The organism is Pseudoalteromonas sp., from assembly GCF_036960685.1.
Taxonomy (GTDB): domain Bacteria; phylum Pseudomonadota; class Gammaproteobacteria; order Enterobacterales; family Alteromonadaceae; genus Pseudoalteromonas.
On record NZ_JBALXK010000014.1, the window covers coordinates 84,950 to 98,713 of the forward strand.

Annotated in this window: 5 protein-coding genes and 1 pseudogene; 4 read left to right on the forward strand and 2 right to left on the reverse strand. The window is 39.9% G+C overall.

Annotated elements, in window-relative coordinates:
• Positions 1-727 precede the first annotated feature (727 nt).
• Entirely contained in the window at positions 728-3,649 is a 2,922-nt protein-coding gene (locus tag V7783_RS13040; protein WP_335679086.1) for a TonB-dependent receptor domain-containing protein, read from the forward strand.
• Positions 3,650-3,935: 286 nt separating this feature from the next.
• On the opposite strand, the pseudogene V7783_RS13045 reads toward V7783_RS13040, so the two are convergent.
• Together V7783_RS13045 and V7783_RS13050 are read right to left on the reverse strand one after the other, a co-directional pair.
• Positions 3,936-4,935, reverse strand: a pseudogene (locus V7783_RS13045) (IS630 family transposase).
• A 186-nt stretch (positions 4,936-5,121) separates the two neighbouring features.
• Positions 5,122-6,747 (reverse strand): alpha-glucosidase family protein, encoded by a 1,626-nt coding sequence (locus V7783_RS13050; RefSeq protein ID WP_335679087.1) that lies wholly within the window; start codon positions 6,745-6,747, stop codon positions 5,122-5,124.
• 724 nt (positions 6,748-7,471) lie between these two features.
• On the opposite strand from V7783_RS13050, the gene V7783_RS13055 reads away from it, so the two are divergent.
• The 3 genes from V7783_RS13055 (at position 7,472) to V7783_RS13065 (ending at position 13,729) form a co-directional block, all read left to right on the forward strand.
• Complete coding sequence (locus V7783_RS13055) at positions 7,472-10,285, forward strand: TonB-dependent receptor (RefSeq protein ID WP_335679088.1); 2,814 nt, start codon at positions 7,472-7,474, stop codon at positions 10,283-10,285.
• A 98-nt stretch (positions 10,286-10,383) separates the two neighbouring features.
• Positions 10,384-11,883, forward strand: a complete 1,500-nt coding sequence (locus V7783_RS13060) for a tryptophan halogenase family protein (protein ID WP_335679089.1) — start codon at positions 10,384-10,386, stop codon at positions 11,881-11,883.
• A gap of 46 nt (positions 11,884-11,929) precedes the next feature.
• Positions 11,930-13,729, forward strand: a complete 1,800-nt coding sequence (locus V7783_RS13065) for a glycoside hydrolase family 13 protein (protein ID WP_442961377.1) — start codon at positions 11,930-11,932, stop codon at positions 13,727-13,729.
• Positions 13,730-13,764 lie beyond the last annotated feature (35 nt).

Consider the following 13,764-nt stretch of genomic DNA (forward strand, 5'->3'; position numbering starts at 1 on the left):
ATTTCATTCACAAAAAAATTCATGGTTAATATTGTTTGTTTTTTAATTTTTAGTTTATAGGTTGTTGTTTTTATTTTAAAACAAAGTAAATAAATAGCAAGTTATTCTATATTTAGACTAAATGAGATGGGAGTGTTGAAATATTGTAAAAAATAATTATCTTTTGACTCATTTTTTTGTGTTTTATACTCAGCTTTTATTTATGTTAATTATATTTAAAGTGAGGTTGATAGGTTGGGTTTTGAGGTATCTTGATGTAATTGTTTCTTCCTAAGTTGACATCTATTTCCAGTGTTTGAATTGTAAAAATCAAAATAGAAGTAGATAAAAGATAGATTAGGGGCGCGGGAGTATTTTAAATAAAATATTTTTCATTGCATTGAGTTTTTAATTTAAGAATGTAATTAAAAACAGTTGAATCAGAGTGTTAGCGATGCTCATCTTAGTCAACATTGTATATAACATATATCCTCAAATTTGGGGAACAAACAGAGTGTTCTAATCACTTTTTTCCAGTCATATTATCTGAGCCTAAATTGTTTTCTTTGTTCAAAAACTGTAAATTCGCTGATTTTAAAGTTAAATAAGTGTTGACCTTTAGCTGTCTGTGATATTAACATCACAATCGCTAGATTGGGTACTAGTGTCTTTTAAAGGTACTTTCGTACTCTTTTGTGAGTAATTAAAACTAATAAAATCATATATAAATATGACCAGGGAGAATCAAATGTTAAATAATAAAATTTCGAAGGCAGTTCGCTTAGCGATAGCTTTTGGTGCTACTTCATCAGCAGCATTTACTGCAAGTTCTTTTGCAGTTGAAGAAGGCGTAAATAAAGTTGAACGGATTGAAGTAACTGGCTCTCGTATCAGCAAGGCTAAACTATCTCAACCAGCACCAATCGTCACTATTAGTGCTGAAGATATTGCTAAATCGGGAACTCCAGATCTTGGGAGCATACTGGCTGAACTTCCAGCTATTGGCTCTACCGATACGCTCATCGGTAATAATGATAGCAATGAGGATGCAGGTGTTAGCTCTGCGGATTTAAGGCGTTTGGGCGCATCAAGAACGTTAGTGCTTGTAAATGGTAAAAGACATGTTGCAGGTGCCCCCGGTTCATCACAAGTCGATTTAAGTACGATACCAGCGGCGCTAATCGAGCGTATAGAGATTATTACTGGCGGTGCATCAGCTATTTATGGTTCAGATGCTGTTTCTGGTGTTGTTAACGTTATATTAAAAGATAATTTTGATGGTCTTCAATTAAATGCGTCAGTTACAAACTCAACTGAAGGAGTTGGTTCTGAAAGCCACTCTATAAGTATTTTAGCAGGTACTGATATTGCTGACGGTCGCGGTAATATGACATTTTTTGTCGGTAAAGATCGTATCCGAGAAGTAATGGCAAATGACCTACGTCAGTCAGATAATTGGGGAACTGTTGATAACCCACTTAGTGAAGGTGAAGAAGATGGAATTCCAGATCGTCTCACTGTACCTCGTGTTATGTCAGAGCGCATTAGCGAAAATGCGGTTTTAAATCCATTTGGAGCCGCTGGAGATATTTATACATTTGCAAACAATGGTTCACCTGAGTTAATGCCAGCGCGTGAATTTACTAATAGTTTGGCTTTTGGTAGTTTCCCTGATGGGTGTCAGTATTGTTTTAAACTTCAGGATTACGAGAATGTGCTACCTGAACTCGAAAAAATAACTGTTGGTTCTACCTTAAATTATAATCTCACTGACAACCACACCTTTTATAGTGACTTTAAATTTGTTCGTTCAGAAATTCAGCAGCAATTTCAACCATCGTTCAGATTTGGTAATGTTGCTATAAATGTCGAAGATAATCCATTTTTAGATGAAGAGTTACGTCAGCAGTTCCTCAATGAGGGAACAACCTCTGTTGCAATGTCTAAATTTTTTGGTGAGTTAGGTAACCGAAGTGCAGATAATAAACGTGAATTATTTAGGTTTGTAGGGGGTATCGAAGGTTTATTTACGCTTGGTGAAACAGATTTTGCTTATGACACCTATTATGTATATGGTCAGACAGATAATCGCCGCAAAACACTAAACGATTTAGTTCCAGACAACTTAGTTGCTGCGCTTGACGCTGTTGTTGACCCTTCAACAGGGGAAGTGGCATGTCGAAGTCAGGTTCCTAGCTTACAAGGTGATGACTATACTGATCCTGCGAGCGTTAATGGTGGTGACTGTACTCCTTATAATCCATTCGGTTATAATCAAGCCTCTGATGGGGCAAAAGATTGGGTTTCTGCAGATGTAACCCGTACAGATAGAATTACTCAAGAGTTAATTGGTGGTAGTATTACTTTTGACACTATGCAGTTCTTTGAACTTCAAGGTGGCGCGATTGGAATTGCAGCTGGTTTTGAGTATAGAGAAGAAACTTCTGAGAGTAATACAGATGAGTTTACTAAAGCCGGGTTCTTAACAAATGCTGCAACTCCAGACTCTTATGGTGAGTTTGATGTTACAGAGGGCTTTATAGAAGTAAGTTTGCCTATATTAGCCGGGTTATCTTTTGCTAAAGAATTAACATTGGATGCAGCATATCGAACTGCCGATTATTCTCATGCTGGAAGTGCAGATGCGTGGAAAGTTGGCTTGTTATATCAACCATTAGATGACATCCGTATTCGTGGTACATATGGCCAGGCGGTACGCGCTCCAAATATTGCAGAAGCATTTAGTCCGCAATCACCTGGTTTTGGTCGAGTTAGCGACCCTTGCGATGCTGATAACATCAATGATAACCCTAACCGTGTTGCGAACTGTGCAACGCTTGGTATTCCAGTTGGTTTTGAAGCGAACGACAACGTTAGCATCGATACTGTTAGTGGTGGTAACCCTGATCTAGAATCAGAGACATCGACTTCATTAACAGTTGGTTTTGTCTGGACCCCAAGTTTTGCTGATAACTTTTCAATGACAGTAGATTACTACGATATTGAGATTGAAGATGCAATTTCATTTATCGCTACTCAAAGCATCGCAGATAACTGTGTCGATGCAGCTGGTGGGCCTGATGAAAGTTTCTGTTCTCAAATTGATCGTGATCCAGTAACTAATGATGTTGACTTGATTCGTTCTGGCTACCTAAATGCTGCAGCACTCACTACTCGTGGTATCGAAGCTGATTTTGATTATGATATGAATCTTTCAGACTTTAACTACAATGGTGAGCTGAAGCTTAACTTATTCGTAAACCACCTACTTGAGCTTGAAAATTTTGAATTCCAAAATCGTCCGGATAAAGTTAATGTAGAAAATGGTGAAGTCGGTGATCCTGAGTGGCAAGCACGTTTATCTGCAACTTACTTAGTTGATGATTATACTATAAATTGGACTACTCGATTTGTAGATCGTTCGGCGCGTATTGATTTATCTCCTGAAGGTGATATTCCAGAAGATCTGAGCCCAGCTTATGTTGGCTCAATGGTTACACATGATTTATCTGCCAGCTATCAGATCCTTGATAGTACTCGAGTAGACCTTGGTATTCGTAACTTGACTGATAAATTGCCGCCAGATTACATTTCAGCTAGCGGTAGTGATGAGGCAATATACGATGTAATTGGTCGTCGATTTTTTGCAAATTTAAGTATTAATTTTTAATTAACTTAACCTTAAAGGGTATCTTTCTATAGGTACCCTTCTTTTAAAACCTAGTTGCATTTAATACTCTTCCTATTTTTTTTGTTCCATACCATTACTTCTAGACACGCGACTAACTAAGTACAATAATCATCGAGGTACTTATGACAAAAATACCATATCAAATTCATATCATTAGACTTAAGTAAGAAGTGCTCTGTTAGCTGCAAAGTCTGTGTTATAGTCACTGCTAGAGAGTAGGGTATTAATAAATCAACGGTTGATGTAATACCAATCTGCATAAAGATTAAGTCAATTTTATCCAGTCTCTAGAGCATATCCTTTTAAATCTGTCTCAGGAACTGAGATGAATTTATTCCATGCTTGCGACACTATTTCTTCATAACCACTAAACACGCGATTAGATAGACAGTGTTGCCGTACCCAACTCCATACTTGCTCTATTGGATTTAACTCCGGCGAATAGGGCGGTAGTCTTATTAGTGCGACATTCTTGAATTCCTGTACGGTACCAAACGCATACCAACCAGCACCATCGGCAATCACTACCGTGTGAAGTCCAGCCTCCGTGGTTTTTGATATTAATTCCATGTGTTGTTTTATAACATCTTTATTGACTACAGGGCTGATCAGCGATTCTGTTACACTACGCCAAATAAGTATCCATACTCAAACTGGTGTTGTTTCGTTGAGCGAGGCCTGTCTCTTGTTTCAGCCCATAAGCGTGTTGTTTGATTTTGTTGCCCAAACTGTGCTTCATCTTGAAACCATACATCAATTCGATCTAGAGGAAGATGTCAAGGGGTGTGAAGGATCGTTTCCACTTGGAACTTTTTTAAAATCCTGTTGGCTTTCTTTTGACTGCTTTGGGGGGCAACTTGTGGTCAAACTAAATACAAGCTTCTTGAGCAGTTTATATATATGGTCGGTGTGATATTTTACGTTGAACTAGGTATAAATATATTGAGCAATATCCTCCCCATTAAGCGATCTCCGTCCGAAGGATGAACTGACTGTTTTATATAGCGAGAAAGTATATCCCATTATTGTAAGGCTGACTTGACTGGACGACCTGTGTTCAGTTTTATCTAGCTCTTCAACGCCACGATTAAGATAGTTTGAGACCCATTTATTAACATTACTACGTGCTATATTTAGCCGTATCGCAATATTGATTCTGTTTTACCCTCTTAAAATAATGAGAGAGCAAGAAAACGTATACGTTTTCTTGCATTCGATTCTTTGCGTGATAAGGCTAAAAGTTGTTTAGATTTTTCTAAGTTCAATTTAGTAAAAGGTAAATAAGTAATGATACGCTAATTAGATCACATAAATTGCTAGATGCAACGGGTAATCATTTTAGGCAGTTAATCTAATGCCACCTTCTTTAGAAGGTGGATCTTTTAATTAAAAGTTAATGTTATTTGGGAAGAATATTAAGTCTCCCAAATATTCATCATTACTATAAGGTATTAATTTACTGCTGCGTAAAAACAACCAAAACCGGGCAGGGTGAGGGTGTGTCCTTCTACAGTACCATTGTGGTGCTGAAGTTCTACATGGGGAACAATGTTAGTGTGCTGAATATCGAGGCTTGCCGATTCCTGTGCTAAGTTAAATACGCATAACATTGTTTGTCCTGCAAAGTGGCGATAGAAGGCAAGCAATGGCTCTGGCGTGTTAATAAATTCGATATCACCTTCAAGTAAAATAGCTTGTTCTTTTCGCCATGCCATAAAGTGACGGAAGGCATTTAAAATTGAATCACGATCGTTATCTTGCTCATTAACAGCTTGCAGCTTGTGGTTTTGATCAACCGGTAACCACGGCTTTGTAGTTGAAAAACCAGCCTGCTCGCAGTCGTTATTATGCCAAGGCATTGGTGTACGACAGCCATCACGGCCTTTAAAGTTAGGCCAAAAGGTGATGCCGTAAGGGTCTTGTAAGTCTTCAAATGCAACACTTGCTTCACCTAAGCCTAACTCTTCACCTTGATACATACACACACTACCGCGCAGTGATGCAAGCAAAGCGCTGAGCATTTTACATTGTGCTGGGTTGATGGTGTTATCACTGCTCCAACGACTTGCTACACGCTCTACATCATGGTTGCTAAACGCCCAACACGGCCAGCCTTCAGTCATTCGCTCTTCAAGTGTTTTTACCGTAGTGCGGATGTATTCACTGCTGTAGTCATTGGTTAATAGCTCAAAGCTGTAACCCATGTGTAGTTTGTCACCACCGGCGGTGTATTCAGCCATAGTAGCAAGCGAGTCTTCCGATGATATTTCACCTAAAGACACTGTGCCTGGGTATTTATTAAGCAAGGCACGAATATCTTGCATAAAGCTGATGTTTTCAGGCTGGGTATTGTTGTAGTGATGGTATTGAAATGCGTATGGGTTGTCTTCACTAAAGCCTCTGCCTTGGCGTTTTTCAGGTGGCTTAGCAGGGTTATCGCGTAGTTGTGCATCGTGATAGCAAAAGTTGATCGCATCTAATCTAAAACCGTCCACACCCTTTTTCAGCCAAAACTCAACGTTATCTAATACAGCTTGGCGTACATCTGGATTATGAAAGTTAAGATCCGGTTGCTCAGTAAAAAAGTTATGCAAATAATATTGACCACGGCGTGGTTCCCACTGCCAAGCAGGACCACCAAAAATAGAGAGCCAATTGTTAGGTTGTGTGCCATCAGGCTTTGCATCAGCCCACACATACCAATCAGAACGGTCATTAGTTTTATCTTCACGACTATCTAAAAACCATTGGTGTTGATCAGATGTATGACTTAAAACTTGGTCAATAATAATTTTAATATCACGTTGATGGGCTTGTGCAATTAGCTCATCAAAGTCGTTAAGATCACCAAATAGTGGGTCTACGTCGCGATAATCACTTATATCGTAGCCAAAATCTTTCATTGGAGATTTAAAGAAAGGAGAGATCCAAATAGCATCAACACCCAGACTTTTAATATAGTCCATGCGGCTGATGATCCCTTTTAAATCACCAATTCCGTCACCGTTGGTATCTTGAAAACTGCGCGGATAAACCTGATAAATCACTGCGCCTTTATACCACTGCTGTTGAGCCATTTTTTTCTCCATCGTGACAACACTGCCCATTTTACCCTAGCAATTATTGCTGTTTAGAAATGGTGTGTTCGTAATCTTGTTAGCAGTTCGATTAAAACGAACTGCGTTATTTTTTAAAAAGCATACGTGAAGGGCTTGATACTGTAAAAAGGATACATACGTATGCATGCTAAATAGATCGCTTTGACAAGGAAAACAGTCTCAGAAAAACCTATTAACAAAGGTATGTGTTCGGCAAATGAATGTTTACCAATTCTCGTTTTCGTATCATTAACAAAGTAGTAAATCCAACTTGGTGCATATTCTATGGGTTCTGTAGCGTTATGGTGTAGCGCCATTAATGGTCTTACCAATTGTCATTCAGAAAAAGGGGCGACTGAAACGCGCATGTAAAGTGTGAATACACTAATAATTAAGGTCTTAAACTGTAAATTACCGCATTAAAGGAACCCGAAGCAGTGAATATTTCTTTTATAAAATAGAATGCTCAACTGCCCCATCTTTATATCTATAAAAACAAGGTGTTGCCATTATTTTTGTGAATTATTTGTTAAGGTTGTTGGTTTTGCACTAACCTGAATACGTATGCATAAGGTTGTTAATAAAATAAGGCGGGCGTTAATATTCGTCCTGACAACAAAATAGCTAACAAATGGTTTTGCTTCTATCACAAGCAACTCGCTAAAAGTTAGTAAATATAAAATTGGGTAACGGGAAACACATCATGTCTATGTTCAAACCAAGTATATTAACAATTGCACTTGCAACCGCAGGTATTAGCAGTTTCGCTTCACACGCACAAGAAGAGCAGCCCACCGCAAAGAATGACGTTGAAGTCATTGAAGTTAAAGGTTTTCGTGGCAGCGTAGTTGAGTCAATCAATACAAAACGTTTTTCATCAGAAGTGGTTGAATCTATTTCTGCAGAAGATATTGGGAAACTGCCGGACTCTTCAATTGCCGAATCAATCGCACGTTTACCAGGTTTGACCGCGCAGCGCCTAGATGGCCGTGCCAGTCGTGTAAGCGTTCGTGGTTTTAGTGAAAACGAAAGTGCAACAACCTTTAATGGTCGTGAGCAGGTATCGATTGGGGACAATCGTGGTGTTGAGTTTGACCTTTACCCATCTGAAATAATGAGCGGTGTAACCGTATATAAAACACCAAACGCAAGCTTAGACGCAGAAGGTATTGCAGGTGTTATCGACATGCAAACCGTAAAACCTTTAAGTAAAGGTGAGCGCGTGATCATGTTTAATGGTCAATTAGAGCAAACTGGTTTCGATAAGTTAAACCCAGACGGTGATGATCAAGGTTTCCGCGGTACGGTGTCGTATATTGACCAATTTGCAGATGACACAATCGGTGTCGCATTCGCATACAATACCATGAGCTCACCAAACCAAGAAAAACGCTGGAACTCATGGGGTTATCCTGAGTTTACAGAAGACAGTGGCCAGACATACTCTATCTTAGGCGGTGCTAAGCCATTTGTACGTTCATCAACCCTTGAGCGTGACTCGGCAATGCTTGTTATAGAAGCAGCGCCAACTGATCGCTTAAATATGACGTTTGATGCGCTCTATGTTGATTTTAGTGATGAGAAAATTCTTCGCGGTATTGAAGTGCCTTTTGCCTGGGGCCAAGGAACAATAGATCCAACCTCTGTGGTAGTTGATCCTGAAAGTGGTTTTATCACCAGTGCTGTAACGCAAGGTCAACGTGTTGTTGTACGTAACGACTACGAAGAACGAAATGCAGAGTTAACTCAGTTTGGATTCAATACAAAATACGATATTAGCGATGATTGGTCAGTTGAGTTTGATGCGAGCCGCTCTGAAGTAGAGCGCCAAATTTGGAGTATCGAAAGCTATTCAGGTACTGGCCGTGGAGATAATAATGGTGTTGCTGAGAACATTGGTTATGTGTTTGATGGTGGTAATACAGGTGCGCAGTTCTCACATGAACTCGATTACAGTGATTACGGCTTAATTCAATTAGGTGGCCCATTATCATGGGGTGCAAGTAAAGCACTTAACCTCAAGTATGGCTTAATTGATGAAGACAATAATGACATTTCAGGTTATAAAGACCAAGCACAAGATGGCTTTATAAATGCGCCAGAAATTAATGATGAGTTATCAACATTAAAACTCGCGGCAAGCAAAGTGCTAGATAATGAATACATTAGCAAAATTAATTTTGGTATGTCTTATCGAGACCGTGAAAAAAGTAAAAAGTCTGAAGGTTACTTCATGACACTTTCTGGCTTCTCAGTTGATAACCCAGGTATGGTTTCTGTACCAGAGCAGTATCGTTTAGGTTCTGCAAGCCTCGATTTCATCGGGATGGGCGATATGATAGCTTATGATACGAACGCTCTTGTAAATGACGGTTATTATGATCTACTTCAAGAGAGCCTAAATGATCCTAAGCATCTTACTCGTTCGTGGACAGTACAGGAAAAAGTAACCGCATTTTTCGTTCAAGCTGATATTAATGCAGAACTTGGCTCTATTCCAGTAACTGGTAATGTGGGCGTACGTTATGTAAAAACGGAACAATCCTCTCAGGGTTATGAAGCAACAAGCGTGAATGGGTTGGTACAAGCAATCCCAACAGATGTTAGTCATGATTATTCACATATTTTACCAAGTTTAAACTTATCGTTTGCTATTGATGAAGATCAAACTATTCGCTTTGGTGCTGCAAAAACAATCTCTCGTGCACGTCTTGATGAAATGCATGCTTCATTGGAAACTAGTTTTAGTTCAGTACAGCCTGATGACAGTGGTAATTATTGGACAGTTTCAGGTGGAAACCCAAAGCTTGAACCGAAAGAAGCAACTGGTTTTGATTTAAGCTACGAAAACTACTTTGACGCTGAAGGTTATTTTTCAGCAGCATTTTTCTACAAAGATATAACTCAATGGATTTTTGACGATAATTACACGGTTGATTTATCTGGCAAGCCAAATCCTGCTACAGGTGAAGTACCTCCAGTAGATCAGCAAACAGGTACTCGTTCAAGTAAAGTAAACGGTGGTGGTGGTGACCTTTGGGGTTATGAGCTTGCTCTTACGCTACCATTTAATATCTTCCATTCATCGCTTGATGGCTTTGGCATAATTGCCAGCCATACTGGTGTAGAGCAAGATATCCAAGATCAAAAAGGGAATGAGTACGAGTTACCAGGCTTATCAGACCAAATTGATAGCTTAACAGTTTACTTTGAACGCAGTGGTTTCCAAGCACGTACCAGCATGCGTAAACGCAGCGACTTTAAAGGTGATATTTACGGCGCAGGTTTTGAAACAACACAAGTTGATATTAAAGGCGAAACCATTTGGGATGCACAAGTTGGTTATGACTTTGGTGAAGGTGGTGTAGAAAGCTTAGATGGCTTAAGCGTAACCTTCCAAGTACAAAATATCACTGAAGAACCGTTTGTATCATTACAAGGTGATAGTGACTTACAAGTACGTGATTACCAAGATTACGGCCGTACGTTCTTACTTGGCTTTAGTTACAAGCTATAACATTCTTTAGCGTTGAAAGGCCCTTGTGATTTGTTTTACAAGGGCTTTTTTATATCGCTGAGCTACACTGACAGTAATGTTTTACGGTGGATAAGTGAATGCAACAGCAAAAAGTTAAACAGCTGGTTATTGCCGGTGGCGGCACTGCAGGGTGGATAACAGCAGCCTTACTCAATAAAGTGCTAGGTAACATAGTTAATATTACCCTGATTGAATCTGATCAAATTGGCACTGTGGGAGTGGGTGAAGCGAGCATTCCGCCTATTCAACATCTTAATGCCGCGTTAGGAATTCGAGAACGTGAATTTATTAACGCCACCCAGGCGACGATTAAACTGGGTATTGAGTTTGAAAACTGGCGAGCACCAAGTCACAACTACATGCATGCTTTTGGTGATATAGGGAAAGACTTCCCGTTTTGTGATTTTTATCATTATTGGCTGAGAGCTCGGCAACAGGGCAGTAGTGCCGACTTTTGGGATTTTTCGCTTAATTATCAAACGGCCAAACAGCATAAATTCACCCATTTAAAACATATACCTAATACCCCGCTTAGTGGTTTAAATTACGCTTATCACTTTGACGCTACCTTGTACGCTGAGTTTTTAAAAGAACTCACGATTACGCGAGGTGTTAAGCGCATTGAAGGTAAAATTGCGGATGTTAAGCAATGTGTCGATACCGGTTTTGTGCAAGCGCTTGCACTTTTAGATGGGCAAACAATCACCGGTGATTTATTTATAGATTGCACGGGCTTGAGTGCATTGCTTATCGAGAAGACCCTAAACACAGGTTTTGAAGATTGGTCGCACTGGTTACCGTGCGACAGCGCTATTGCAGTGCAAACTAAAAGTACAACTGAGCCTGTGCCGTATACTCGCTCAATTGCTCACGATGCGGGTTGGCAGTGGCAAATCCCGTTACAACACCGTGTTGGTAATGGTTTAGTGTATTCAAGTCGTCACATAAGTGATGAGCAAGCTAAACAGCAATTACTGGATAATATATCGGGCGAGCAGATCACAGAGCCACGGGTTATTCGTTTTAAAACGGGGCGCAGGCTCAAGCAATGGCATAAAAATGTGGTAGCGATTGGTTTATCAAGTGGCTTTTTAGAGCCGTTGGAATCGACCAGTATCCATTTAATCCAAAGCGCTGTAACTCGGTTAATTAAGTTATTCCCCCATCGTGGCATTGAGCAATCCTTGGTCGCTACATATAACCTGCAAAGTAAAGTGGAAGTGCAACGCATTCGTGATTTTATCATTTTGCACTACAAACTTACTGAGCGCACAGATAGTGCGTTTTGGCGTCAATGTAAGCACATGAGTATTCCTGACTCATTACAAACTAAAATCGATTTATTTAAAGATACCGGCAAAATTATACGTGAAGACGATGAGCTATTCGCCGAAGTTGCTTGGCAGCAAGTGATGATAGGGCAAGGGCTTGAAGCGCAAGATTATCACCCCTTAGCTGATGTTTTGAGCGATGAACAATTGACTGAGCTCTTTAGTAATTTAAAAACCTTGATCAGCGGTACCGTCAATCAATTACCCACACACAGTGAATTTTTAGCGAGGATGAAAAATAATTAATATGAAATCACTCATTCAAATCTGTTTAGCAAGCACACTTGTAGCTATGTGCTTTAATCTTAATGCCATGACAATATCGCCACAAAACTGGTGGACAGGTATGAAAAGCAATCAGCTACAAATTATGCTGCATGAGCCAAATATTGCTAAACAGCAATGGCAACTTGAACCGCATGCTGGTGTTGAGCTTACCAGCACCACGCGAACTGATAATCCAAATTACGCGTTTTTAAATCTTGAAATTAAACCCAGCGCTAAGCCCGGTGTTTTAGTTTTTAGTAGCAAATCAGGGGAGCGTTTTGAATACTCACTACTTGCACGCAAAGCAAAGAGCAGTCAACGTAATGGTTTTAATAGCAGCGACACCATTTATTTAATTAACCCGGATCGCTTTGCTAATGGCGATAGCAGTAACGACACCGTACAAGGCATGATAGAAGCAGCCAATCCAAGTGAGCGAGGTGGGCGTCATGGTGGTGATATTCAAGGTATCATTAACGCACTGCCGTATTTACAAAAGCTTGGCGTAACGCAGCTTTGGTTAACTCCGCCACTTGAAAATGACATGCCTAGCTATTCGTACCATGGCTATGCGATTACTGACTTTTACAACATAGATCCACGTATGGGCTCAAATGAGTTGTATCGCGAGTTATCAGCGAAAGCGAAACAACGCGGCATTGGCATGGTAATGGATTTAGTGCTTAACCACTTTGGTTCAGAGCATGAATGGATGAGTGATAAGCCTACGGCTGATTGGATAAATTTTAACGGTGACTTTGCAAACGGCAAACATGCAACAAGCCATGCACGGCAAACAATTCAAGACCCGCATGCCAGTGAGTTTGATAAACGCCAGTTTAGTGATGGCTGGTTTGTAGCCACAATGCCAGATCTAAACCAGCGCCAACCATTACTTGCAACTTACTTAATTCAAAATGCTATTTGGTGGATTGAATACGCCGACTTAAGCGGTATTCGCGTTGATACCTACTCATATTCAGACAAAACCTTTTTAGCCAATTGGACCAAAGCAATCATGACTGAATACCCACAATTTAATATTGTTGGTGAAGAGTGGACCTCAAACCCAGCCATTGCCTCATATTGGCAAGCGGGCAAAGTTAATAACGATGGTTACACCTCAAGTCTGCCAAGCGTAATGGATTTTTCATTACAAGAGGCTCTGATCCAAGCACTTAATGAAGAAGAAAGCTGGAGCACTGGCTGGGTAAAAGTGTATCAATCAATCGCTAATGATTTTTTATACCCAAATCCAGATAACTTACTGGTGTTTGCTGATAACCACGACATGAGCCGAGTGTACACAGAGCTTAAACAAGATCTTGCTAAAACTAAAATGGCGATGACTATGTTGCTTACCACCCGTGGTATTGCGCAAATGTACTATGGTACAGAAGTGCTGCTTGATAATACTGGCAGTAACGACCATGGTGATATTCGTATTGACTTTCCAGGTGGTTTTAAAGCTCAGCAAAGTAACGCATTTACAGGGCAAGGTTTAACAGCTGAGCAAACTGAGATGCACAAAACCATCACCACTTTACTTAATTTTAGAAAACAAAGCCCAGCCATAGCAAATGGGAAGCTTACTCACTTTAGTCCTAAAGATGGCGTTTATAGCTATGCAAGAACCAATAAGCAACAAACTGTAATGGTATTTTTAAATAAAAACACCGCAGCAACGAGCTGGTCATTAGCGTATATGCAAGAGGTAATAGGGCAACATAAACGGGCCACAAATCTTTTTACTAACCAAGCAATTAGCTTAACGGATGCAGTGACATTGGCGCCAATGAATGCCACAGTCTTGATAATTGAATAAAGCCTGTGTGAATACGTATGCAGCTACTGTCAGTC